This window comes from Flavobacterium limicola, assembly GCF_003634755.1.
Lineage (GTDB): Bacteria > Bacteroidota > Bacteroidia > Flavobacteriales > Flavobacteriaceae > Flavobacterium > Flavobacterium limicola.
Map to the genome: position 1 here is coordinate 98,347 of NZ_RBXA01000002.1, position 24,278 is coordinate 122,624.

The following is a 24,278-nucleotide window of genomic DNA, read 5'->3' on the forward strand; positions in this document are numbered from 1 at the left end:
TTCGTAATTTTAAACAAACAAATTTCCATGACAAATCCAATTTACATTGACCAAAACGAAATCCTGAAACGCTATAAACAACCTGATAAACATACGCATAAAGGAATTCAAGGACATGCTTTAATCATTGGCGGAAGTTATGGCAAAATAGGAGCAGTAAGTTTATCTTCCAAAGCTTGTTTGAAAACTGGTTGCGGATTGGTCACTGTTTTTATTCCAAGATGTGGGTACAGTATACTGCAAACCGCGATTCCTGAAGTCATGGTTTTCACGGATGTCAATGAGGGAATAATCTCCAATATTACTTTCGACATTACACCGCAAGCTATCGGAATTGGTCCTGGACTAGGTCAGGCAGTAGAAACCCAAAATGCTTTGTATCAATTTTTGAAAAGGAATAGAATTCCTTTAGTAATAGATGCTGATGCATTGAATATAATCTCTAAAAATAAAAAATTATTAGCTTTAGTACAACCCAAAACGATTATCACGCCACATCCTAAAGAACTGGAACGATTAATAGGAAAATGGGATTCCGAAGAAGAGAAAATGAGTAAAGCAATCTCTTTCTCCAAACAGTATGAAATTATAATAGTAATGAAAGGCGCACCCACCCGAATCATCGATGGCGAAACCGTTTATGAAAACGCCACCGGAAACGCTGCGCTTGCTACTGCGGGAACTGGCGATGTTTTGACTGGAATGATTACGAGTTTGTTAGCGCAATCCTATGAACCCATCAGCGCTGCAATTCTTGGCATGTATCTTCACGGATTAACCGCTGATATCGCGCTACCGGAAACTGGTTATCAATCGTTCATCGCTTCAGATGTGATTGCGAATATTGGGAAAGCCTTTCTGAGTTTAGAAAAATTGGAGTAAATAGCGCTCCTAAATGAATTTTACACCACTTATTTGTAAGTTTGTATCCAAGCAAAATTGCTTTATCCAATTCGATTATGGAAAAAACACCCCATCTTAGAACCGTAAATGTTACGCGATACATCACTCCTTTGCGGGAAGGCGGTTCTTTGCCTGCGCTCGCTGAAGCCGATGATGATTTTAAATATGTCTTGAAATTCAAAGGTGCCGGACACGGTGTAAAAGCCTTAATTGCAGAATTAATAGGCGGAGAAATTGCCCGTGTTTTAAATCTGAAAATGCCCGAACTCGTTTTTGCGAATCTTGACGAAGCTTTTGGACGCAGTGAAGCCGACGAAGAAATTCAGGACTTGCTTCAAGGGAGTCAAGGACTGAATTTGGCTTTACATTATTTATCGGGAGCTATCAATTTTGATCCAGTTGTTACTGTGGTTGATCCAAAATTGGCTTCCCAAATTGTTTGGTTAGATGCTTTTATTACAAACGTGGACAGAACGTTTAGAAACACCAATATGTTGATTTGGCATAAAGAATTATGGCTTATCGATCATGGAGCAAGTTTTTATTTTCATCATTCTTGGACCAATTGGGAAAAGCACGCACAAAGCCCTTTTGCATTGATAAAAGACCATGTATTGTTGCCTCAAGCTTCTTTGTTGCCAGAAACAGACGCAAATTTCAAAAAAATATTATCTGAGGATATATTGCAGAATATCGTAAATCTGATTCCGGAAGTATGGCTTCATTGGGAAGATACCGATGAAACTCCCGAAGCCATTCGGGAAGTCTATTTTCAGTTTTTATCCACACGTTTAAATCATTCCGAAATTTTTATAAACGAAGCACAAAATGCAAGAGAAGCACTTATATGAGTATGCCGTAATCCGTGTTGTGCCAAGGGTGGAACGCGAAGAATTCCTCAATGTGGGTATTATTCTTTTTTGTAAAAAAGCAAAGTTTATTAAGGTTTTACATTCGGTTAATGATTCCAAACTCCAACTTTTTTCTGATGATTTGGATGTGGAACAACTGCATTTAAATGTACAGGCATTTGCAAAAGTGGCGCATGGAGAAAAATCTGGTGGACCCATAGGGCAATTTGACATTCCATCGCGTTTCCGTTGGTTGACAGCGCTTCGCAGCTCTGCCATTCAAACCTCAAGACCACATCCGGGATTGTGTGATGATCTGGAACAAACCACACAACGCTTGTTTGAAGAAATGGTATTGTAAATAAATTTTAAAAACTGTTGGAAAGTCATTTCTCAAAAACAGAATACTTTTTTGCAGTCGACAATAGAATATAAAAAATTAAGGAACTTTATTCAGGTGACGCGCAAGATGCATGCCCATACTAAAGCAAGCCTGCAGCAAATAACCACCGGTAGGCGCATCCCAGTCAAGCATTTCACCAATACAATAATTACTTTTTTTATTTTTTAGTTGGAAATTTTCATCCACAGCACTCAGTTGAATACCGCCTGTTGTGGATATGGCATCGTTCAAAAGGCTAGTATCGGTAATTTCAATAGGTAGTTTTTTTATGTTTTGAGCCAATAACTGCGGATTCAAATAAGTTTCTTTGGAAAGGTATTTTTTCAAAAGTCCAATCTGTGCAGGACTCAATTTTACTTCTTTCTGTAATGTTTCACTGGTCTTTTTAAAAGTTGATTTTTTAATCTTTTGAAGCAAATCTTCATAACGCAAGGTTGGTTTCAGGTCTAGGAAAATTGTAGCTTTTTGCTGGCTCTCCAATTCTTGACGAATTTGTGGACTAAGCGCATAAATAGCATTGCCTTCTAAACCGAAACGTGTGATGACCGCTTCGCCTTTTTGCTTTTTATTCAAACAGCTAATCGCAATGTTTTTAAGCGGACTGCCTTCATGTTCCAAGATAAAATCTTCCGGCCAGTTCACGCGATACGCACAATTCGAAGATTGAAAAGGAAATATAGGAATACTTTCGCTTTCGAATAAATTAAGCCAAGAACCGTCTGAACCGGTGACTTTCCAGCTCCCGCCGCCCATCGCAAAAATGGTGTAGTCGGATTTTATTGTTGTATCGGTATTGAAAACAATGTCATTTTCATTCGTCCAACCTTTCCAAGTCTGTTGGTATTCAATCGCGACACCTTGCTTATCCAGAACATTTAGAATTGCGTTGAGAACAGTAATAGGTTTGATACCACTTTCAGGATACACGCGTTTGCTACTGCCGATGTAGGTTGGAATACCAATCGAATCAATCCACTGTCTAAAGTCTTCGTTGTCAAAATCAAGGAGTGCTTTTTCCAGAAAATGAGGTGGTGTATAGCGTGCAATCAGTTCTCTAATTGGTTCTGAATGCGTTAGATTAAATCCTCCTTTTCCGGCCACCAGAAATTTTCTCCCCAGTGTTTTGTTTTTCTCGTAGATGGTAACCTTGAATTTATTACAATCCAATAATGCAGCAAGTATAAGTGCTGCGGGTCCTCCTCCAATAATTGAAACTGATTTTTTCACAGCACAAAAATAGGTTTTGTTTTACCCATATTCCCTGATATTGGATTTTATATTAGGGATTGGGCGTAACCCCAAAGCAGAAAATTCCTTTTTCCATTTACGTATCTGCAGCTTTGGGGTCGGGCTTTTGGCTGTATCTTTATTTTTTTAAAGAAAAAAAATAAAGGATGCCGCCACAATCCCTTACGCGAGCCGCCCGAAGAAACTTAGAAATCTATATCTTCTCATAGAAGATTGTTATATTTTATTTTCTAGAAATAACGTTTCCAATTGCTCAAGACAAGCGGTAATACCTTGTTCAAAACCCATTTCAATCATGGTTTCAATCTCTTTTTCATTGGAATAAAACATCTTGAATTCCACCAAAGTGCCCGATGCTGTTGGTGTAAAAACAATAGTTCCTGTAGCAACCGGCAACGAAGAATTTACGTTTCCTTCTTCATCACAAAAACTATCTTTAATTTCAAAACTCAAATGCGGTGTTATGGCAGTGTAGTCCATGCGTCCCCAATGTTTTTCATTTTCAGGACCCACCATGGCATACAGCCAATGACCGCCAACCGAAAATTGCATCGTTTTGGTTTCAGCTTTCCAAGGTTTTGGTGCCCACCATTGTTCTAATAATTCACTTTCCGTATAGGCACGCCAAACTTTTTCTAGCGGTGCAGAAAATGTTCTGGAAACCAAAATTGATTTTTCTTCTAAATCTTTTATAACAAGTGTTTTGGGAGTAGTTGCCATCTTATTTTGATTTAAGATTTATAAATTGATAATAGGAATACTAATAGATTGAAGTTATTATTGTTTTTTTGTTGGGAACGAAAATGAATTAATAAAGTTAATTAATTTTATTTCAAAAAACATAATCGACTATAAATCAATTATTTAAAATCAATAAATACTTTTTCCATAACAATAAATTCCAAAGACTCTTCCGTAATTGGAATATGAACATCACTTGCCGGAAAGGGTTCTCTTGCGCCAGTATCGATATAACCGTTGCGTTTGTACCAAGCAATTAATTCCTCCCGAACGGAAATTACAGTCATAACAATTTTTGGTAATCCTAATGCTTGAGCATGAAGTTCTGCCTGTTGCAATAATTGTTTCCCTACGCCACTGTTTTGCAATTCCGGGGAAACGGTCAGCATGCCAAGGTATAATTGCTGCTCTTTTTCTACCAATAATACGCAACCTATAATGCGGTTATTGTCCGTAAATTTTAGAATCGTATTTTTAGGGTCTTGAAGAACTTCAGTCAGTTCTTGTTCAGTAGTTCGGAGTCCTTCCAAAATGTTCGCCTCAGTAGTCCATCCTTTTTTAGAAGATTCCCCGCGGTAGGCTGAATTGATTAAGGTGTTTAATTGTGAAATGTTCTCCAGTATTGCTTTTGTAATCATGCGAATTTGTCTTGTGTTTTTGTCTTTTTCAAAGGTAGAAAAAAGGAATACACCATAGCATTTCTATCTGGTTCTTGTTTCGGTCTAAATTGTCATAGAAACAAGTAGCGTTTGCGTTAGGATTTAATTTTAATTATAAATAAAATACTGATAATCAATATTATATGGTTTTAATGATAATTTTTTTTAACTTTGGATATAGAAATTAAACAAACAATTTAATAGGTATAATTATGAAAAATTTAAATAATATTTGGGTAATAGTTTTGGCTTGTTTATTAAGCATAGCGCCAATGTATGGGCAATCGACTGCCAAAAAGAATAAAATTATTGCGGACAGCCAGACTGCAAAGGCTGAGTTCATTAAAAGTGACCCGCTGATGAAAGCACTTTTTGATAAGGCCTACGGTTATGTTATTTTTCCTAATGTAGGCAAGGGAGGATTGGGTATTGGAGGAGCGGCTGGTAACGGAGTAGCCTACGAACAGAACAAGAGAGTGGGCATGGCCAAGTTGTCGCAAGTGAGTATAGGATTTCAGGCCGGTGGACAAGCGTATCGGGAGGTCATATTTTTTGAAACAAAAAATGAAATGGACCGGTTTAAAGAAAGCCGATTCGAGTTTTCCGCACAAGCTTCCGCAGTAGCGGTAACCGAGGGCGCCTCCGCAAATGTAAAATACACGGATGGCGTGATGGTGTTTACCATGCAAAAAGGCGGACTCATGTACGAGGCATCAGTTGGCGGACAAAAGTTTAAGTTTAATAAATTGTGATAAAAACCAAAACGGCTGAAAAATTTTTTCAGCCGTTTTGGTTTTTAATAGGTATATTGAAATGCTACAATGATTTCTTCTTAGTTTCGAATAAAATGTATTTTTTGAATACATATTTCCAAGCCATAAGAGGATTTGTGTTCTAGAATATACCTTTAAATCCAATACCAAAAACACTTTCAATTCCTTCTAAATCTTAACTTCTACACTCCCTTTATCCTAAGGCTAAATAGTACTCCTTATTGCTGTTTGGTGCTATTGTTTGCTAGAATTAGTTTAAAAAAAATCTAAAAAATAATGGTTTACTGTGATGCTTTCTTGGTTGTTTTTTAGTATTTTGGCAGTAGAATCATGTATAATTAACTGATTAGTATGAAATATAGAGTCGCTACTCCGTCATTAAATCTCAGAGATTTTCCGGCAACGCAGGATAATTCCAAAATTTTAATACAAATACCTTTTAGACATACCGTTAAATTAATTGAGAAAACAGCCTCAGATTGGTGGAAAGTAAAACTTTTAAACACTGAAAAAGAGGGTTTTGTGTTTTCAAAAGATATCGAGCTTGTTGATGAAACGAATCAAAAAAATATGGATATTGAAGTGCCCAATTTTGAACCGGGTACAAAAGCAAGTCTGGACAGTAAAGAGGAAACATACAAACCTATTGGCGATCCTTCAATTCCGTTTAGAGATTTAACGAGTCTGGAGTCTAAACTTACGTCAATTCAAAACATCATCAAGGCGCTAGATGTTTCAAAAAGTTTCCGATATCAGAAAGACGCGTCGGATACCTACTGTAATATTTATACTTTTGATTATTGTTTTTTTGCCAAGGTCTATATCCCCAGATTGAGATGGACTGATACCGCAATCGAGCAACTGGAGAAAGGGAACGAAGTAGCATTGGTTTTTGATGAAACGGTAAGGCCTTTTTATTCCAATTATATCTATGATTGGTTTTTACAATCGGGGAGTGATTTTGGTTGGGAAAGAATCGAGGATGTTGATGAACTTCAAAAGAAAGTAAATGCTACTGGAGGGGTAGGAATCATCTGTGCCAAAAGATTTATCCTGAATAAATCAGGACATATTGTAGTGGTTGTTCCGGAAACGGATACTGATAAAGCCTTCAGGAAAGACGGCAAAGTCATTTATCCGTTGCAGTCCCAAGCAGGAGCGGATAATTATAATTATTTCTCAGAAATCAGAAAAGATTGGTGGGACAATAAAGATCCGGAAAAAGGATATGCGGCTGCTATCTTTTATTACCATGAGTAGTAAAAAAACATATAAATAAATACCCTTCTTGCGGGCTACTGTCAACAAGAAGGGTAATTATATAGCGGTTATTCTAAAAAGACACCTTGCATTTGTGATGCATGCTTATTTTTTAATTAGTAAAGAACTACAAAAGCCTTTTTCATAATAGGTAGCGTGTAAACTGCTGAATATTTGATCGTAAATTTCTAAAGGATCATTTGATTCTATCGTAATAGACAATATGTTTTCTAAAAGGCTGATGAATTTTGATGGTACCTGCGTTTCTTTGCCGTGGATAATAGATTCGTACACAAAATTATTCCATTCCAAATCGCAAATCGGATTTTCGATTTCGTTTAATAAGGCATGATCCATAATAAAAACGAGAAAATTTAAAACCTCTTGCAGGTATTTTTCGTCGAAATAATCAAATATTCGAAACTCAATGCCATGATTTTTGTGCTTGTGAAAATTGATGTCAAGCCCAATTTTATCAATTTTTTCATAATCCGATATTTCAGAATAACGGTTCACCCACCACATTGGATTCTCATGCATCGGATGTTCGTCAAAATTCATCTGGACGATTTTTCCGGTTTTCATCACATTGGTGTCATACGTTCCTACCCCAATGTATCTTGACATGGCACATCGTTGTGATGCTTTTGTTAAATTGACGCTGCTGTCATTATGCGATAAATAATCAGAAGAACCGAATTTTATCATAAATAATGGACTCAACCATTGGAATAATCGAATGGCTCTCTGGTGTTTTTTTATAAAACCTATTTTGTCCTTAATTTCACCTTCCTTATTTAACTCAGTAGGAATAGTTAAATTGAAGTGATAGGTCATATTATTAAAAACAGAATAGTTAGTGTTGTTTGAAATAAATATGGCAAAAGGATGGTTTTTAGAACATATTTTTATGGCGCCATATTCCGTAAAGATTTTATCTTTATCAAAGGCGCTTTGTAAGTTGTTTATGAAACCTTGTTTTATTGTTGCTAGTTCAGCAATGGCCGAGTCAATATCTGTTTTGTAAAATTTTTGCGTAACAAATTCAACTGTGTCACCGTCAAAAATGAATTCTTTTTGAAGCTCGTCTATAAAATAAGGATTGTTTTTTTGTAATATTTCAAAGATACTTTCCCCTGAATATTCAGGATTTGGCTCATTGTCTATCGGGTCAAAAGTCTTGTGCTGGTTGTTGATGTCCGTTTTTGTAAACGAATGGGAGTTCATCAATACCGGCAAATAATATTCTTTATCGGATAATATTTTTAGTAATGAATTCTGATATATGTTTTCTTTGTAATTCTTAAAATGATTGACACTATACTTTTCATGAAGTCCTTTAGTCAGCAAAAAATCTTTGTCTACCACACGATGGTTTTCAAACTCTAAATAACATTCATTCTCGATTCCTACGCCCCAATACAAATCATTTGACTTATATTGATTCCTGTAATCTTTGTGCTTATCTAACAATTCAATTTCAAAACTAACAGCATTCATGCTATGATCCGTCATAAACTTTTTTCTCCTTCTTTTAATAAATTATGTTGATATGGGAAGCTACTTTATCAGGTAGTTTTTTTGAAGTATTTTTTAATCTGTTGATTTTAGTTAAGATTCAAACAGTTTCTTAAATACTTAGTTGTTTTTTTAATGGGGTTCAGGTTTGTTTTTTCACTCGCAAAAGACCTGAATAGAGATAACTCAATTTTTTTGCAAAACTAGGTATAATTTAAATCATATTCAAGCTATATTTTCAGATATGGAATTTTATTTTTTTGTGATAGAATTTATTGTTTTGCTTCTCTGTAAAATACTCATAATTATATATTTAAAATGGAAGTCTAAAATGCGTAGAATTGTTTTTTTGTTCCAAAATACAAGTTTAGAACTACTTTATAAATAGACTAATTACTCACAAAAAACCGACTAAAAATCACTTCTCAGTCGGTTTGTATATTAAAAAATGCAGTTAATTTTTATGCTAAATACGCTTTCAAATCCTCATACGTTTTAATTTTTACTCTTACTTTTTCCTTTCCTAATACGCTTTCAATTTGTGTTGGAATCGGCAGTTTTACGTTTAATGTTGGTTCAACCGTATCCAAAAACTTTATTGGGTGGGCAGTTTCCAAGAAAATACCAATCGCATTTGTATGGTTTTGCAATTCTTTTTTCAAACCCAGATATCCAACTGCTCCGTGAGGTTCAGCAATGTAGCCATCGGTATTGTAAATGGTTTTCATGGCTTCAATCGTTTCTGCATCAGAGAACGTAAACGAAGAAAAATCTTTTTTGAATTGCTCTAAATCATTGTGGTACATTTCCTGAATTCGGATAAAATTACTTGGATTTCCCACATCCATCGCATTCGAAATTGTCGCTTTGGAAGGTTTTGGGTCATAAATTCCGTTTTCTAAAAACCGTGGAACTGTATCATTCACATTTGTGGAAGCTACAAAATGTTCGATTGGCAATCCCATCTTTTTGGCAATGATACCCGCGCAAATATTTCCAAAATTCCCACTCGGGCAAGAGAAAACTAACAGTTTGTTTTGTTTCTTTAATGCTTTGTACGCAAAGAAGAAATAAAACATTTGTGGCAACCAACGCGCAATATTTATCGAATTCGCCGAAGTCAGGTTTTTATGTTTTAAACTTTCGTCCAAGAACGCTTTTTTGACCATATCCTGACAATCATCAAAAACGCCGTCTACTTCAAGCGCTTTAATATTCTGACCTAAAGTGGTCAATTGTCGTTCCTGAATATCGCTCACTTTTCCGGATGGATATAGGATTATCACTTCCACGCCTTTTACACCAAGGAAACCGCTGGCTACAGCACCGCCAGTATCGCCGGAAGTCGCTACCAAAACCGTGTTTTTACTATTGGCGTTATCTTTATTAAAGTAACCCAAACAACGCGACATGAATCGCGCGCCTACGTCCTTGAAAGCCATCGTTGGGCCATGAAACAATTCAAGGGAATAAATGTCCTTTTCGACTTCCACGACAGGAAAATCAAAACATAACGTTTCGGCAATGATTTGTTTTAAAGTGTCTGCTGGAATTTTGTCTCCCACAAATTGTTGAATCGCCTCAAAAGCAATTTCTTCGTTGTTTAAATTTTCGATGTTGTCAAAAAAAGCAGGAGGTAAAGGCGTTATGGTTTCCGGAAAATACAAACCTTTATCAGTAGCTAATCCCTGTATTACGGCTTCTTTAAAAGAAACTTTGGGTGCGTTATGGTTTAAACTGTAATATTTCATTATGATTTTTGATTAAAGATTAACGATTTTTGATTTAAGATTTCCGCAACAGAAGTTACATTAGAAATGCTACGCCAGTTCGCTGACGCTCGGGTCAAAAATCATTAATCATAATTCTTAAATAATTTTCATCCCTTCATCATTCACTTTTGAAACGTGAATTTCATAGGGTAAATTCATTTCGTCGTACACGACGCTCATGGCTTTTGCAATTTTATCAGCGGTTTCCTTTCCTTTGCTTAAGGCAAAAATAGAAGGACCTGAGCCCGAAATCCCGGAACCTAAAGCCCCGTTTTCTAAAGCCGTTTGCTTGATTAAATCAAATCCGGGAATCAAAACACTTCGCAACGGTTCCACAATTTCATCATGTAATGAACGCCCGATTAAGTCATAATCTTTGGTATACAATCCGGCAATTAGTCCGGCCACATTTCCCCATTGCGTAATCGCACTTTTCAAGGAAACTGTTTGCTTCAACACCGAACGTGCATCCGAAGTTTTCAACTCAATTTGAGGATGAACCACCGTAGCATACAATTCAGATGGACTTTCTATTTTGATAATGTCCAAAGGATTCGAACTTCTCACCAACGTAAATCCACCCAAAAGGGCAGGAGCAACGTTATCGGCATGAGCGTTTCCACTGGCTAATTTTTCGCCTTGCATAGCAAATAAAACCAATTCTTTTCGTGTAAATGGTCGTCCGAGTAATTCATTGATTCCAAAAACAGCTCCCGCTGAACTTGCGGCACTGCTTCCAATTCCGCTTCCGGCTTTGATGTGTTTGTAGATTTCGATTTCGAATCCAAATTCCGTTTCAATGGCTTCCAACATCGCCAAAGCTGATACTCCAGCCACATTTTTTTCGGTTTCCAAAGGCAAGTCGGCACCCACAATTTTAGTGATGCGAATCCCTTTCACATCTGATTTCCGAATAATCATTTCGTCACCAGCAGTTTCTAAACACAGTCCAAGTACATCAAATCCGCAGGAAAGATTAGCGATTGTGGCGGGGCAAAATATTTTTATTTCGTTCATTTTTTTTGTTTCAGGTTTGAAGTTTCAGGTTTAAAGTTGTTTCCAGTTGTAGAACTTAAAACTTTAAACTATTTTTATACGTTTCCAATTCTAATTACATCAGCAAATATTCCTGAAGCGGTAACCGCAGCTCCGGCACCGGCACCTTTTATTAATAGAGGTTGGTCTACATAACGATCTGTGAAGAATAATACGATATTGTCTTTTCCTTCCAAATTGTAAAAAGGATGATCTTTAGGAATGAATCTTAAACCAACATTTGCTTTTCCGTTTTCGAATTGCGCTACGTATTTCAAACGAGATTCTTTGCTTAACGCTTCTTTATAAATAGTTTCAAAATGAGCGGCATGTGTCTGTAAAGATTCGAAAAATGCTTCATTTGAAGTCGTATTCAAACACTCTGCAGGCATAAACGATTCGTTTGTAATTTCGTCAATTTCCATTTTATAGCCACTTTCACGAATCAAGATTAATATCTTTCTGGCAACGTCAATTCCGCTTAAATCAATCTTAGGATCCGGTTCTGTAAATCCTTGTACTCCTGCTTCTTTTACGACATCATGAAAAGTATTTTTTTCGTCAAAATTATTGAAGATAAAGTTCAAACTTCCGGATAAAACCGCTTGAATTTTATTCACTTTATCACCTGAGGCAATTAGGTTTTTTACGGTATCAATAATTGGTAATCCCGCACCCACATTAGTTTCAAATAGGAAAGGTGCATTGAACTGTCTGGATAATTTTTTTAGTTTTTTGTAATTGTCGTACTCAGAAGCACAAGCAATTTTATTACAAGTTACTACGGCAATATTGCGTTTCAAATACTGTTCGTAGGTTTTAGAGATGCTTTCATTTGCAGTGATATCCACAAAAATACTGTTGCGTAAATTGAGTTCTTTTACATTAGAAATAAACTTTTCTTTGTCAGCTGGCTCTCCAGTTTCTAATAAGAACTGCCATTCTTTTAAAGCGATTCCATCTTCATCAAAGTACATTTTTCTGGAATTGGACAATGCAATAACGCGCAGGTTTATTTTTAGATTTTCTTTTAGGAATTTCTTTTGTTGGTGAATTTGCTCGATGAATTTCTCTCCCACATTTCCAACGCCCATCACATATAAGTTCAACTGTTTGGTATTTTCTTCAAAGAAGTTTTCGTGTAAAGTGTTTAATGCTTTTTTAACATCTCTTTCGTTGATTACTGCCGAAATATTTCTTTCGGAAGCACCTTGTGCAATCGCTCGGATGTTGACGTTGTTTTTACCTAAAGTGCTGAACATTCTACCGCTCAAACCTTGATGATTTTTCATATTTTCGCCTACCAAAGCAATAATGCATAAGTTTTTTTCAACAATACAAGGTTCTATTTTATTTTGTGAAATTTCCACTTCAAAAGCTTTGTTGATGGCCTCTTCCGCCACATCAGCATCAGAATTTAGAATTCCAATACAAATAGAATGCTCTGATGAGGCTTGAGTGATGAAAATTACGTTGATGTTTTTGTTGGATAAAACTTCAAAAAGCCTTTTGGAAGAACCGGAAACACCAATCATTCCAGAGCCTTCAAGCGTAATCAATGTGATTGCATCAATATGTGTAATTCCTTTTACGGGATTAGATTGCGCAAAAACCTCATTGGAAATATACGTTCCTTCAGCTGCTGGTTCAAAAGTATTTTTGATCAGAATTGGAATATTTTTTCTCAATACTGGTTGGATTGTTGGCGGATATAAAACTTTGGCACCAAAATGAGACAACTCCATCGCTTCCTGATAGGAAATGTAAGCGATAGGCTGCGCTTGTTTTACAATTTTTGGATTTGCAGTAAACATTCCGTTGACATCAGTCCAGATTTCCAAGTCATTTGCATCAAGAGCGCCTGCAATAATAGCGGCTGTGTAATCCGATCCACCGCGACCTAAAGTAGTATTGATACCGTCAAGCGAAGCAGCAATAAATCCCGGCATCACTACCACCTGATTCTCATTCGAAGCAAAAAAGTCTACAATTAATTCATTGGAAACATCAAAATTCACGATAGCTTTTCCAAAATGATTATTGGTTTTGATCAATTCACGACTGTCTTTATAACTGCTGTTTTTTAGATTTTGTTTTAAAGCTTCTGCGATGATATACGAAGACAGTAATTCGCCAAAACTCAAAATTGTGTCTGAAGTTCTGGAAGATAACTCACCCAAAAGATAACATCCATCCAATAAGGTTTCCAGGTGATTGACGATTCTTTTGATGTGGCTCAAAAGACTGCTTTGTTCGCTTACAGGAATTAGTTCTTTTAAGGCATCTAGGTGTTTTTTCTCGATTTCGGCAAGAATATCTTTGAAGCTTTCGTCTCCGGCAGCCGCTTTTTGCGAAGCAAGTTGAAGCAAATCAGTAATTTTGCTAAAAGCGGAAACCACAACGATTAATTTTTCTTCTCTTGCTTTATCGCTAACGATTGCTAAAACCAGTTTTATATTTTGTGCATTGGCAACGGAAGTTCCGCCAAATTTTAATACTTTCATAACGAAGTTATTTGTTTTAATGTAATAGGAAATTGCCATTTTCTAGATTAATGGAATGTGGGCGATGTAATGATGTGTGCTGTTTTTTTGAAAAATGTAATGTTTATTATATACCCAAGTACTTTCTTTTCTTGAGAAAAAAATATAATAAATAGGATTATATGTAGAATGTTTACCCCAAAGGGGTAGTTGTAGTTGTTGTAGTAAACGTAACAGCAGTGCCAACCCAGATTTGAGTTGTTATCGAAGAGTGATATGTAGCTTTATTGTTTACCATTTTGATATTCCAAAAGTACAGTTTTTTATAAAAAAATAAAGCGTTCAATAGCGTTTTTACGAATATTTGAAAATAGTAGAGGCTATTTGCGGATTATGAAATATTGTATGGTATATCAAGTCTCTAATAAAGCTATTCGTAATATTCGCTAAATTTTTCAAATAATTATAAGTATTGAAGTATAATTTTAGCAGGTATGAATGATGTAATTCGTTAATAATCAAATTAAAATTGTGTAGAATAAGTTTGTTTTGGTACGTAAAAGATTTGTTTACTTATAAAGAGAACAAATATGATAATTACAAATAAAGTATTGTAAGCGTATAAGAATATTTGCATGAAATCTAATTTTTGGTTTTGTTTAACGAGTAAGTTTAAATTATTAGCAATAAATGTTGTGTAATTATAAAGATTTATTCAATTTTACCTTTTAAACACTATCAAAATGGATAATACGCATTATATTAGTACTGAATTACTTAGTCTGGAAATACTGGAGGAAATTGTTTCTCATAATAAATCATTGGCTTTGTCTGATGAGGCGAAAATAAATATTCAAAAATGTCGTGATTATTTAGACAAAAAAATGGCTTCGCATTCGGATCCTATTTATGGTATAAATACAGGTTTCGGATCACTTTGTAATGTAAAAATATCCAACGAGAATCTATCAAAACTTCAGGAAAATTTAGTGAAATCGCATTCTTGCGGTACGGGAGAGGAAGTACCAATCGAAATTGTGAAACTGATGTTGTTGCTTAAAATCCAGTCACTCAGTTATGGACATTCCGGAATTCAATTGCAAACAGTGGAACGTTTGATTGCATTTTATAATAATGACATTCTGCCGGTAATTTACACGCAAGGTTCACTGGGAGCTTCGGGAGATTTAGCACCTTTGGCACATTTATCATTACCTTTATTAGGAGAAGGCGAGGTGTATTTTGAAGGGAAAAAAGTGCATTCCAGCGAAATTTTGAAACATTTTGATTGGGAACCGATTGTTTTGCAGTCAAAAGAAGGATTGGCTTTGTTGAACGGAACGCAGTTTATGAGTGCTTATGGAGCGCATATTTTGATGAAAGTCAGCAAATTTTCTTATTTGGCTGATTTGATAGGAACAATTTCACTTGAAGGTTTTGATGGAAGAATTGAACCTTTCAATGAATTGATCCATTTTATACGACCTCACAAAGGACAAATTGTAACAGCCAACCGCATAAAAGGATTTTTGGAAGGTAGTGAAATTATCGAACAGCCAAAAAACCACGTTCAGGATCCGTATTCGTTCCGATGTATGCCACAAGTACATGGCGCCTCAAAAGATGCGATTGATTATGTCAAAAAAGTGTTTAAGACTGAAATCAATTCAGTTACAGATAATCCTAATATTTTTATTGAAAGTGACCAAATCATTTCCGGAGGGAATTTTCACGGACAACCTTTGGCTTTAGCCTTAGATTTTATGGCCATTGCTTTAGCTGAATTGGGAAGTATTTCGGAGCGAAGAACCTATCAATTGATTTCAGGAACAAGAAATCTTCCGGCATTTTTAGTAGATAATCCAGGATTGAATTCTGGTTTGATGATTCCACAATACACAGCTGCTAGTATTGCCAGCCAAAATAAACAACTGGCAACTCCCGCCAGCGTTGATAGTATTGTTTCCAGTAACGGGCAGGAAGATCATGTAAGTATGGGCGCAAATGCCGCTACGAAAGCATTACGTGTTTTGGATAATTTGGAACGAATTTTAGCAATCGAATTAATGAATGCTTCTCAAGCCATTGAATACAGACGACCATTGCAGTCCAGTGATTTTATTGAAATGTTTTTAAATGCGTATCGAAAAGAAGTTCCTTTGATTAAAGAGGACCGAATTTTGCATTATGATATTGAAAAGACAGTTTCTTTTTTAAACAGTTTTCAAATCGAAGACGATTTGTTAACAATAGCTTAACATTAGCGTAAAATAATGAACTAATTTTGCACTTCTAAATTTAAAATAAAATGAACATAAATAATTTTTTCCAATTTTTGGTTCCTAAAGACAAAAAGTTCTTTCCACTTTTTGAAGAAGCATCAAGCAACTTAATTGATATTGCAACAAATTTGCACGAAGCTGTAAATCTTCCTTTAAAGGAACGTGAGGCTCTTTTTCAAAAAATTGATGTCTTAGAACAAAAAGGGGAGGATATAGCTCGTCAGACTAATCTTGAATTGAGTAGAAATTTTATTACTCCGTTTGATAGAGAAGATATTTACTCATTAATAACGTCAATAGATAATGTTGCCGGTAATCTTCATGGTGCTGCGAGTAGAATGAGATTGTATCAAGTGGATAAAATTACAAAATCTATCAGAAAACTGACCGAAATTAATCTTGAAGCTTGCCAGAACATTGATGTTGCGGTAAGAGAATTGAGAGATTTGAAAAAAATGAAGAACATCACAGATGCTTGTCTTCGAATTAATAAGTTAGAAAATAAATCAGATAATGTTTATGATAAAGCAGTTCTTGATTTATTTGAAAATGAAACGGATGCCAAAAACATTATCAAATACAAAGAAGTATTGTCAGTTTTAGAAACTGCAACGGATAAATGTAAAAGTGTGGCCAGTGTTTTAGAATCAATTTCTGTAAAACACTCTTAATTTAATCCATTTCATTCTGAAATTATAATTTATGGAATTTACTCTGCTTATAGTTATTATAGTTCTAGCCTTAATTTTTGATTACATTAATGGTTTTCATGATGCAGCCAATGCTATAGCAACCGTTGTTGCCACAAAAGTATTAAGTCCTTTTCAAGCAGTAGTTTGGGCAGCGTTTTTTAACTTTTTGGCCTATTGGGTTTTTGGTTTTGGTGTGGCAGATACTGTTGCAAAAACGGCTAACACAATGGATATTAATTTAGTTGTAATCCTTGCAGGTGTAATCGCTGCAATTATTTGGAATTTATTTACTTGGTGGCAAGGAATTCCTTCCAGTTCCTCTCATACCTTAATTGGTGGTTTTGCCGGAGCAGCAATTGCTCATGCAGGTTTTGGCGTAGTTTCTTGGTATAAAGCAGGAAAAGATGGTGGAATGCCTTCAGGGGTTTTAATCATTGTTGCTTTTATTATATTGGCACCATTGTTAGGAGCTTTGATATCTTACTTGATGTCGATATGGCTTCTTAATGCCTCTAAAAAGAGTATTTATCCAAAGATTTTTACTGCTTCTTTGATGGTATTGACTGTTTGGTTTGTAGAAAGCCAAATGATTTATTACGATCAAATTGAAAAACCACGTTTTGACTCCCATTTTTGGAGTGTTGCTTTTGAAGCACACAATATTAAATGGTTTTTGGTAGCATTCATTGTTCTTTCCATAAGCACATTCTGTTTGATATTTAGTAGTTTAAATTTAAATCAAGCTACGGCATGGTTGAAAAAAATGCAATTATTATCTTCTGCAGCCTTTAGTTTAGGACACGGTGGAAACGACTCTCAAAAAGTTATGGGTATTATTGCAGCAGCTGTTGCAGTTTATATTAACACTAGTGGTGTAGCTCAAGAATCTTTACCGGCTTGGTTAGATGTAGTGTTACCTAATGATGAAGGTGCATTCAAAATGCCGGCTTGGATTCCTTTAGCATGTTATTCTGCTATTGCAGCTGGAACCTTAAGCGGAGGATGGAAAATCGTAAAAACAATGGGATCAAAAATCACGAAAGTGACTTCTTTTGAAGGTGTTGCCGCAGAAACTGCTGGAGCATTGACATTATATTTTACAGAGCATTTTAAAGTGCCTGTAAGTACAACGCATACAATTACTGGATCTATCATTGGAGTTGGACTTACTAAAAGAGTTTCAGCCGTACGATGGGGAATGACCGTAAGTTTATTATGGGCTTGGGTTTTAACCATTCCAATTTCAGCAATATTAGCAGCAATCATTTACTATTTCTTTAGTATTTTTATTTAATGCTAAAATCAAAATCATAAAAAAACCATTGTAAGAATGGTTTTTTTTATGCTCCAAAATTTCTATTTATTTAAAACAATAAATCTTGTGTTTCTTTAGTTTTATCAAATACGCTTTTCGCAAAAGGACATAAAGGTAAAATTTTAAGATTGTTTTCTCTTGCATATTGTACGGCTTCCAAGACCATTTTTTTGCCCACGCTTTGTCCGGCAAAATCAGGGTTTACTTCGGTATGGTCAATAATAAATTTATCAGTTCCTGCCCAAGTGTAGGTCATTCTTCCGGCTTCAATTTCATTAGCAATTGCTTTAAAATGACCTTTTTTTGTTTCGTTGAAATGTTCAATTGTCATAGCTTTCTAGTTTATTGCGGTTGTTATTTCGATAGGATTGGTTAAAATTTTGTGTATCGGACATTTATCTGCAATGTTTACTAATCGGGCTTTTTGATAAGTGTCTAAAGCTCCGACTAATTGAATGTTGTGAATTATTTTGAATTTGTTTTCCACTGAATCAGTATCAAAAGTGACTTCAACTTTTACATCGGTTAAATTCCATCCTTTTCAGTTGGCATACATGCGCAAAGTAATATACGTGCAAGCGGCTAGGGAAGAAGCCAGTAGTTCTTTTGGCTCAAAGCCTAAATCTTTTCCTCCGCTACTTTCAGGTTCATCAGAAATGATCAAATTTGTTTCGGATTCTATTTCCGTTTTGTAAAGTTCAGTACCAATGCTTGCTGTTATCTTACCCATTATTTATATTTTTTATTTTGCTCCGGAAGTGGAACAAATTCAGTTTCGCCAGGAACTTTATCAAACGTTTGTAACAACCATTTTTCTTTGGCTTGTTCAATCAATTCTTTGGTTGAAGCGACAAAATTCCAATAGATAATTCGTTCTTCTGGAAAGGGTTCTCCTCCAAAAATATAAATTGTGGTGTTTGCTGCCATGTCAAAAGTACAGAGTTTACTGTCTTTGGCAATCAGAATTTGCTTTGGACCAAAAACATTTCCTTCACTTTCGATGCTGCCTTCTAAAATATACAAAGCGCTTTCGCCATATAAATGTTCGCCAATTATTACCGTTTGTGGCGTGGTGCTTTTTAATTCTAAGAGGTAAAGCGGACTGTAAACAGGGACAGGAGATTTTTTGCTAAGTATTTCTCCCGCAATCAGTTTACAAGCGATGTTGTCTATTTCCCATTCTGGAATTTGGTTTTCAGGAACGTGAAAAAACGAAGGTTCCATTTCTTCCAGCTCTTTTGGTAATGCCACCCAAATTTGAAGTCCGTGCAACATTTTATCAGAACTTCGCAAATACTCCGGAGTTCGTTCTGAGTGGACGATTCCTTTTCCTGCAGTCATCCAATTGATTTGTCCGGGTTTAATTTCCATTTCCGTTCCCAAACTATCTCGGTGCATAATGCTTCCTTCAAACAGATATGTCAACGTGGAAAGCCCAATGTGCGGATGCGGCGGAACATCTAAATTTTCGTATTCGCTCATGCAAGAAGGTCCCATGTGATCAATAAAGGCAAATGGCCCAACCATTCTTTTTTCTCGAAAGGGAAGCAATCGCCCAACCATAAAGTTGCCAATATTACTCGGGCGCTCTTCTATTATTAGTTTTATATTCGACATATTAAGTGTTTTTAAATCTAAAAATAACGAAAATTGATCTGAGATCACTATTTCCTTTAGTTTATCCCGCTTAAACTTTTGTGGATGTGTTTGCGCTTGTGATAGGTTTGTTTTAAATTTTGATTGCCCGAAATGATGCTGATATTTCCATCAATTTCTAACATTGCGAGTTTTACATCTTTAAAATATTCGATTCCATGTTCGCGCATGGCTTCTTTCAATTCATCAGATGTGATATTTAATTTGCTTAAAGTTTTAAAATCAAGATTTCCATCGTGTATCAGGATTTCTGGTTTTTCTTGCATGAAATCGCTAAATTTAGGATATTTAAACATTAATTTTTTTAAAATAAAATTAATAGTAAAAAGGACTGAAGCCGCCGCTAAGCCTCCCCATAAACTGGTATCATTTCCTACCATTGCATTTTGAACGGAGTTGCTGATGAGCAGAATTAATATTACATCAGCAGTGTTCAGTTGAGACAATTCTTTCTTGCCAAAAAGTCGCAAAGCGATAACCATAAAAAAATAAACGGCACTACTGCGAAGAATTATAGCAAAGTACTCGTTCATTTTTTTAGGTTTACTATTTTGTTTTTAAATTCAACAATAACCAAAACTTCGGTAAGTTTTTTACAAATTAAAGGTTAGCATAATGCTATTTTAAATCTGTTTTTTGTTTGAAGTTTTTTTCAATTGCTTTGATCATTTCGCCGGCAATATCTTTATTGGTAGCTCCTTCAATTCCTTCTAATCCTGGTGATGAATTTACTTCAAGCAATAATGGCCCTTTAGAAGAACGAATGATGTCAACACCTGCTACTTTCAAATCCATAGCTTTCGTAGCTTTTATGGCAATACGTTTTTCCTCTGCGGTTACTTTTATAACTGATGCAGTACCTCCAAGATGGATGTTGGCTCTAAATTCGCCTGGCATTGCTTCACGCTGAATAGCGGCAACAACTTTTCCATCAATTACAAAACAACGAATGTCTTTTCCGTTAGCTTCTTTGATAAATTCTTGAACTAATATATTGGCATTTAAGCTTTTGAAAGCATTTATTACACTTTCTGCTGCCTTTTTCGTTTCAGCTAATACGACTCCTTTTCCCTGGGTTCCTTCGAGTAATTTTACGATTAAAGGAGAACCTCCAACCATTTTTATCAAGTCATCAGTATCTAAAGGAGAATTAGCGAAACCAGTCGTAGGAATTTCTACACCGTGGTTTAATAACAATTGCAATGAATACAATTTATCGCGTGATTGTGTAATGGCATTCGATGAATTCAAACAATACACTTTTAAGGCTTCAAATTGTCGTGTCAATGCGCATCCGTAAAAAGTGATGCTAGGCCTTATTCTAGGTATGATGGCGTCAAATTGATTTAGTATTTTTCCGCCACGATAATGAATTTCTGGTGTTTTTGCATCCAGTTTCATGTAGCATTCCTTGATGTTCAGGAAGTGCATTTCGTGACCACGCATTTCACCAGCTTCCATGATACGCTTGTTGCTGTATAATTCAGGATTACTGGCTAAAAGTCCGATTCGTAAACCAGAACTCGCTTTTTCCGAATTTTTATATAATTCTTTTAATGTGTCAGTTGTAGGTTGCCCCAAAAGATATTTTTGTTCGGGATCAACTAGAACTCTTCCACTCATAGCTTCACGACCTAAAAGCATTCTGAAACCCATAGAATCTCGATTGGTCAATGTCATTTCTATTGGCCACTGAGAACTTCCAATTTGTAGATTTGTTTGAATTACATAGCGTTGTTCTCTAAAACCACTGGAACTTTTAACAATTCGTTTATCAATTAAAGGCGCTTCACAATGAATTACCGTTTTTAAATTATTTTGAATCGGGTTAATGTCAAATTTTACCCAATTGCTTTCATTTTTAATGAATGGAGCAATGTTTATAGCATGTAGAGCAGATGTTTTTGCACCCGAATCCACTCGGGCTTTAATAGTAGGAATTCCTAATTCTGGAAAAGAACACCATTCTTCACTACCTAGAATAACTTTGTTATCTGACATAAATTAATTTTATTAAATCTTTTTTTTAAAACTCAAATGTAAATATTTGTTTTTAAAAAAAGGGTATTTGCTGTAAAGAATAAACCCGTTATGTTATAAAAACGTAACGGGTTTATTACACGATAATTGCTTAATAATTATAGGTTTGTTGGTTCTCCTGCCTTATGAACTTGCACAGTTAATTCTTGAGCGCCATCTTCAATATCCATGAAAATCTCATCTCCAGAACTAATTTTCGAAGTGATGATTTCTTCGGCAAGCGCATCTTCAACATATTTCTGAATGGCTCTTTTTAGTGGTCTTGCGCCAAATTGTCTATCGAAACCTTTCTCTGCAATAAAAGCTTTTGCTTTATCAGAAAGATTCAATTGGTAGCCTAATTCAGCAACACGTGCAAATAATTTTTTCAATTCGATTTCGATAATCAAATCGATATCATGTTTTTCTAAAGCATTGAAAACAATTACATCATCAATTCTATTTAAGAATTCAGGAGCAAAAGTTTTTTTCAATGCGTTTTCAATGATGCTTTTCGAATTATCGTCAGCTTGAGCTACTTTGGCAGCAGTTCCAAAACCAACACCTTGTCCAAAATCTTTTAATTGTCTGGCTCCAACATTTGAAGTCATGATAATTATAGTGTTTTTGAAATCAATTTTTCGACCTAAACTGTCTGTCAAATAACCGTCATCCAAAACTTGCAATAGCATATTGAAAACATCAGGATGCGCTTTTTCAATCTCATCCAATAAAACAACACAATATGGTTTTCTACGAACTTTTTCTGTTAATTGACCACCTTCTTCATATCCTACATATCCCGGAGGAGCTCCAACTAAACGAGAAATCGCAAATTTCTCCATGTACTCACTCATGTCAATACGAATCAATGCATCTTCAGAATCGAATAATTCTTTAGCCAAAACTTTAGCCAATTGGGTTTTACCAACACCAGTTTGTCCTAAGAATATAAAAGAACCAATTGGACGATTCGGATCTTTTAATCCGGCACGATTTCTTTGGATAGAACGAGCAATTTTCATTACCGCTTCTTTTTGTCCAATAACTTTTCCTTCAATTAGTTCTGGAAGTTTAGCCAGTTTGTTGCTTTCTGTTTGCGCAATACGATTAACAGGAATTCCGCTCATCATAGAAACAACATCAGCAACATTATCCTCGGTAACTTCAATTCGGTTATTTTTAGCGTCTTCTTCCCATTGTTCTTGGGCGATAGCTAAGTCTTTTTCAATACGCTTTTCGTCATCACGAAGTTTGGCAGCCTCTTCGTATTTTTGTTTTTTCACTACAACATTTTTCAATTCCCGTACATCCTCTAGTTGACGTTCGAGATCTAAAATTTGTTTAGGAACTTCAATATTGGTAATGTGAACTCTTGAACCTGCTTCGTCTAACGCATCAATAGCTTTGTCCGGCAAGAAACGTTCAGACATATATCTATCCGTTAATTTTACACAAGCCTCAATTGCTTCTTGTGAATAGGTAACATTATGATGGTCTTCGTATTTGTTTTTGATATTATTCAAAATTGTAATTGTTTCGGAAACTGATGTAGGTTCCACAATTATTTTTTGAAAACGTCTTTCTAATGCACCATCTTTTTCTATGTATTGTCTGTATTCGTCTAATGTAGTTGCACCAATACATTGAATCTCTCCACGAGCTAATGCTGGTTTAAACATATTAGAAGCATCAAGAGAACCTGTTGCGCCACCGGCACCAACAATAGTGTGAATTTCGTCTATGAAAAGAATGATATCATCATTTTTTTCTAATTCGTTCATAACTGCCTTCATGCGTTCTTCAAATTGTCCGCGGTATTTTGTACCGGCAACCAGACTCGCCAAATCCAAAGTTACGACACGTTTATTGAATAAAGTACGAGATACTTTCTTCTGAATAATTCGTAACGCTAAACCTTCGGCAATAGCTGATTTTCCCACTCCAGGTTCTCCAATAAGTAATGGATTGTTCTTTTTTCTACGGCTCAAAATTTGAGAAACGCGTTCAATTTCTTTCTCGCGTCCTACAACAGGGTCTAGTTTTCCTTCTTCGGCCATTTCTGTTAAATCTCTACCAAAATTATCTAAAACTGGTGTTTTAGATTTTTTATTTGATTTATTGGCTGGATTGTTAAAAGTTCCTTCTTTGAGACTGTCATCTTGTCCTGAATCGTCATTATACGATTCGTTTCGTGGCAAGTTTTCTATAAAATCTTCTTCGTTTGGAGTCATGTTTAGATATTGTTCTTTGGCTACGTCGTAATCAATTTTAAGTTTATTCAATAGCTTGGTTGTTGGATCGTTTTCGTTTCTTAATATGCACAACAATAGATGTGCAGTACTGATGGAAGAACTTTGAAATACTTTAGCTTCCAGGAAAGTAGTTTTCAAGGCTCTTTCTGCTTGTCTTGTCAAGTGTAGGTTTTTCTTTTCGATATTTACTTCTAAGCTTGGACTGGCAGGGCTTAGGATTTCCACTTTTCTACGTAAGTGGTCTAAATCAACATCCAGATTATTCAATATTTGAATTGCTTTACCATTTCCGTCTCTTAAAATACCCAACATTAAGTGTTCTGTTCCTATAAAGTCATGCCCTAATCGCAAAGCTTCTTCCTTGCTGTAAGTAATAACGTCTTTTACTCTTGGTGAAAAATTATCATCCATAA

Annotated in this window: 21 protein-coding genes and 1 pseudogene; 8 read left to right on the forward strand and 14 right to left on the reverse strand. The window is 35.5% G+C overall.

Annotated features, from left to right (window positions below):
* Positions 1 to 27 precede the first annotated feature (27 nt).
* The 3 genes from BC952_RS07750 to BC952_RS07760 all read left to right on the forward strand — a co-directional run bounded on the left by BC952_RS07750 (position 28) and on the right by BC952_RS07760 (position 2,115).
* Positions 28 to 882 carry an NAD(P)H-hydrate dehydratase gene (locus tag BC952_RS07750; RefSeq protein ID WP_121365065.1) on the forward strand — a complete coding sequence of 285 codons (855 nt, stop codon included), beginning with the start codon at positions 28 to 30 and terminating at the stop codon, positions 880 to 882.
* Positions 883 to 959: 77 nt separating this feature from the next.
* Positions 960 to 1,754, forward strand: coding sequence for a HipA family kinase (locus BC952_RS07755; RefSeq protein ID WP_121365066.1), 795 nt, complete (start codon positions 960 to 962; stop codon positions 1,752 to 1,754).
* Complete coding sequence (locus BC952_RS07760) at positions 1,732 to 2,115, forward strand: DUF3037 domain-containing protein (protein WP_121365067.1); 384 nt, start codon at positions 1,732 to 1,734, stop codon at positions 2,113 to 2,115. Before BC952_RS07755 ends, BC952_RS07760 begins: the two co-directional genes overlap by 23 nt.
* Before the next feature lie 78 nt (positions 2,116 to 2,193).
* Here BC952_RS07760 and BC952_RS07765 read toward each other — a convergent pair whose 3' ends face one another.
* From BC952_RS07765 to BC952_RS07775, 3 genes are all read right to left on the reverse strand, one after another.
* A complete protein-coding gene (locus BC952_RS07765; RefSeq protein ID WP_121365068.1) occupies positions 2,194 to 3,384 on the reverse strand; it encodes a BaiN/RdsA family NAD(P)/FAD-dependent oxidoreductase in 1,191 nt (396 codons plus the stop codon).
* 237 nt (positions 3,385 to 3,621) lie between these two features.
* Positions 3,622 to 4,125 carry an SRPBCC family protein gene (locus tag BC952_RS07770; RefSeq protein ID WP_091170838.1) on the reverse strand — a complete coding sequence of 168 codons (504 nt, stop codon included), beginning with the start codon at positions 4,123 to 4,125 and terminating at the stop codon, positions 3,622 to 3,624.
* A gap of 140 nt (positions 4,126 to 4,265) precedes the next feature.
* Complete coding sequence (locus BC952_RS07775) at positions 4,266 to 4,784, reverse strand: GNAT family N-acetyltransferase (RefSeq protein WP_121365069.1); 519 nt, start codon at positions 4,782 to 4,784, stop codon at positions 4,266 to 4,268.
* Positions 4,785 to 5,017: 233 nt separating this feature from the next.
* Between BC952_RS07775 and BC952_RS07780 the strand changes: the two genes are divergently transcribed.
* Together BC952_RS07780 and BC952_RS07785 are read left to right on the forward strand one after the other, a co-directional pair.
* Entirely contained in the window at positions 5,018 to 5,557 is a 540-nt protein-coding gene (locus BC952_RS07780) for a lipid-binding SYLF domain-containing protein (protein ID WP_091170831.1), read from the forward strand.
* Positions 5,558 to 5,929: 372 nt separating this feature from the next.
* Positions 5,930 to 6,838 carry an SH3 domain-containing protein gene (locus tag BC952_RS07785; protein WP_121365070.1) on the forward strand — a complete coding sequence of 303 codons (909 nt, stop codon included), beginning with the start codon at positions 5,930 to 5,932 and terminating at the stop codon, positions 6,836 to 6,838.
* A gap of 105 nt (positions 6,839 to 6,943) precedes the next feature.
* On the opposite strand, the gene BC952_RS07790 is transcribed toward BC952_RS07785, so the two are convergent.
* From BC952_RS07790 to thrA, 4 genes are all read right to left on the reverse strand, one after another.
* The gene (locus BC952_RS07790) at positions 6,944 to 8,353 is read right to left on the reverse strand and encodes a hypothetical protein (RefSeq protein WP_121365071.1); all 1,410 of its coding nucleotides are present in this window, start codon (positions 8,351 to 8,353) and stop codon (positions 6,944 to 6,946) included.
* Positions 8,354 to 8,817: 464 nt separating this feature from the next.
* Positions 8,818 to 10,107 carry a threonine synthase gene (gene thrC / locus BC952_RS07795; RefSeq protein WP_121365072.1) on the reverse strand — a complete coding sequence of 430 codons (1,290 nt, stop codon included), beginning with the start codon at positions 10,105 to 10,107 and terminating at the stop codon, positions 8,818 to 8,820.
* Between the two features lie 117 nt (positions 10,108 to 10,224).
* Complete coding sequence (locus tag BC952_RS07800; protein WP_121365073.1) at positions 10,225 to 11,145, reverse strand: homoserine kinase; 921 nt, start codon at positions 11,143 to 11,145, stop codon at positions 10,225 to 10,227.
* Between the two features lie 74 nt (positions 11,146 to 11,219).
* The gene (thrA, locus tag BC952_RS07805) at positions 11,220 to 13,667 is read right to left on the reverse strand and encodes a bifunctional aspartate kinase/homoserine dehydrogenase I (protein ID WP_121365527.1); all 2,448 of its coding nucleotides are present in this window, start codon (positions 13,665 to 13,667) and stop codon (positions 11,220 to 11,222) included.
* Between the two features lie 722 nt (positions 13,668 to 14,389).
* On the opposite strand from thrA, the gene hutH reads away from it, so the two are divergent.
* The 3 genes from hutH to BC952_RS07820 are packed head-to-tail and all read left to right on the forward strand — an operon-like array spanning position 14,390 to position 17,914.
* Positions 14,390 to 15,904: a histidine ammonia-lyase gene (gene hutH, locus BC952_RS07810; protein WP_121365074.1), complete on the forward strand. Its 1,515-nt coding sequence runs from the start codon at positions 14,390 to 14,392 to the stop codon at positions 15,902 to 15,904.
* A 50-nt stretch (positions 15,905 to 15,954) separates the two neighbouring features.
* Positions 15,955 to 16,599 carry a DUF47 domain-containing protein gene (locus tag BC952_RS07815; protein WP_091170799.1) on the forward strand — a complete coding sequence of 215 codons (645 nt, stop codon included), beginning with the start codon at positions 15,955 to 15,957 and terminating at the stop codon, positions 16,597 to 16,599.
* 31 nt (positions 16,600 to 16,630) lie between these two features.
* On the forward strand, positions 16,631 to 17,914 hold the full coding sequence (locus BC952_RS07820) for an inorganic phosphate transporter (protein WP_121365075.1): 1,284 nt from the start codon (positions 16,631 to 16,633) through the stop codon (positions 17,912 to 17,914).
* A 70-nt stretch (positions 17,915 to 17,984) separates the two neighbouring features.
* Here BC952_RS07820 and BC952_RS07825 read toward each other — a convergent pair whose 3' ends face one another.
* The 7 genes and pseudogenes from BC952_RS07825 to BC952_RS07850 all read right to left on the reverse strand — a co-directional run bounded on the left by BC952_RS07825 (position 17,985) and on the right by BC952_RS07850 (position 24,276).
* On the reverse strand, positions 17,985 to 18,266 hold the full coding sequence (locus BC952_RS07825; RefSeq protein WP_121365076.1) for a GNAT family N-acetyltransferase: 282 nt from the start codon (positions 18,264 to 18,266) through the stop codon (positions 17,985 to 17,987).
* Between the two features lie 6 nt (positions 18,267 to 18,272).
* A pseudogene (locus tag BC952_RS15020) lies at positions 18,273 to 18,464 on the reverse strand (OsmC family protein); the annotation flags it as partial.
* 12 nt (positions 18,465 to 18,476) lie between these two features.
* Positions 18,477 to 18,665: an OsmC family protein gene (locus BC952_RS15025; RefSeq protein ID WP_244200121.1), complete on the reverse strand. Its 189-nt coding sequence runs from the start codon at positions 18,663 to 18,665 to the stop codon at positions 18,477 to 18,479.
* Entirely contained in the window at positions 18,665 to 19,552 is an 888-nt protein-coding gene (locus BC952_RS07835; RefSeq protein ID WP_121365077.1) for a pirin family protein, read from the reverse strand. Before BC952_RS07835 ends, BC952_RS15025 begins: the two co-directional genes overlap by 1 nt.
* A gap of 56 nt (positions 19,553 to 19,608) precedes the next feature.
* Positions 19,609 to 20,124, reverse strand: coding sequence for a DUF421 domain-containing protein (locus BC952_RS07840; protein ID WP_113635623.1), 516 nt, complete (start codon positions 20,122 to 20,124; stop codon positions 19,609 to 19,611).
* Between the two features lie 85 nt (positions 20,125 to 20,209).
* Positions 20,210 to 21,592 carry a 30S ribosomal protein S6--L-glutamate ligase gene (rimK, locus tag BC952_RS07845; protein WP_121365078.1) on the reverse strand — a complete coding sequence of 461 codons (1,383 nt, stop codon included), beginning with the start codon at positions 21,590 to 21,592 and terminating at the stop codon, positions 20,210 to 20,212.
* 137 nt (positions 21,593 to 21,729) lie between these two features.
* Positions 21,730 to 24,276: an ATP-dependent Clp protease ATP-binding subunit gene (locus BC952_RS07850; RefSeq protein ID WP_121365079.1), complete on the reverse strand. Its 2,547-nt coding sequence runs from the start codon at positions 24,274 to 24,276 to the stop codon at positions 21,730 to 21,732.
* Positions 24,277 to 24,278 lie beyond the last annotated feature (2 nt).

Bases quoted from the DNA above. Each gene is read 5' to 3' on its own strand.
- BC952_RS07750 (WP_121365065.1), top strand. From the start codon at position 28: ATGACAAATCCAATTTACATTGACCAAAACGAAATCCTGAAACGCTAT.
- BC952_RS07755 (WP_121365066.1), top strand. From the start codon at position 960: ATGGAAAAAACACCCCATCTTAGAACCGTAAATGTTACGCGATACATC.
- BC952_RS07760 (WP_121365067.1), top strand. From the start codon at position 1,732: ATGCAAGAGAAGCACTTATATGAGTATGCCGTAATCCGTGTTGTGCCA.
- BC952_RS07770 (WP_091170838.1), bottom strand. From the start codon at position 4,125: ATGGCAACTACTCCCAAAACACTTGTTATAAAAGATTTAGAAGAAAAA.
- BC952_RS07775 (WP_121365069.1), bottom strand. From the start codon at position 4,784: ATGATTACAAAAGCAATACTGGAGAACATTTCACAATTAAACACCTTA.
- BC952_RS07780 (WP_091170831.1), top strand. From the start codon at position 5,018: ATGAAAAATTTAAATAATATTTGGGTAATAGTTTTGGCTTGTTTATTA.
- BC952_RS07785 (WP_121365070.1), top strand. From the start codon at position 5,930: ATGAAATATAGAGTCGCTACTCCGTCATTAAATCTCAGAGATTTTCCG.
- BC952_RS07790 (WP_121365071.1), bottom strand. From the start codon at position 8,353: ATGACGGATCATAGCATGAATGCTGTTAGTTTTGAAATTGAATTGTTA.
- thrC (WP_121365072.1), bottom strand. From the start codon at position 10,107: ATGAAATATTACAGTTTAAACCATAACGCACCCAAAGTTTCTTTTAAA.
- BC952_RS07800 (WP_121365073.1), bottom strand. From the start codon at position 11,145: ATGAACGAAATAAAAATATTTTGCCCCGCCACAATCGCTAATCTTTCC.
- thrA (WP_121365527.1), bottom strand. From the start codon at position 13,667: ATGAAAGTATTAAAATTTGGCGGAACTTCCGTTGCCAATGCACAAAAT.
- hutH (WP_121365074.1), top strand. From the start codon at position 14,390: ATGGATAATACGCATTATATTAGTACTGAATTACTTAGTCTGGAAATA.
- BC952_RS07815 (WP_091170799.1), top strand. From the start codon at position 15,955: ATGAACATAAATAATTTTTTCCAATTTTTGGTTCCTAAAGACAAAAAG.
- BC952_RS07820 (WP_121365075.1), top strand. From the start codon at position 16,631: ATGGAATTTACTCTGCTTATAGTTATTATAGTTCTAGCCTTAATTTTT.
- BC952_RS07825 (WP_121365076.1), bottom strand. From the start codon at position 18,266: ATGACAATTGAACATTTCAACGAAACAAAAAAAGGTCATTTTAAAGCA.
- BC952_RS15025 (WP_244200121.1), bottom strand. From the start codon at position 18,665: ATGGGTAAGATAACAGCAAGCATTGGTACTGAACTTTACAAAACGGAA.
- BC952_RS07835 (WP_121365077.1), bottom strand. From the start codon at position 19,552: ATGTCGAATATAAAACTAATAATAGAAGAGCGCCCGAGTAATATTGGC.
- BC952_RS07840 (WP_113635623.1), bottom strand. From the start codon at position 20,124: ATGAACGAGTACTTTGCTATAATTCTTCGCAGTAGTGCCGTTTATTTT.
- rimK (WP_121365078.1), bottom strand. From the start codon at position 21,592: ATGTCAGATAACAAAGTTATTCTAGGTAGTGAAGAATGGTGTTCTTTT.
- BC952_RS07850 (WP_121365079.1), bottom strand. From the start codon at position 24,276: ATGGATGATAATTTTTCACCAAGAGTAAAAGACGTTATTACTTACAGC.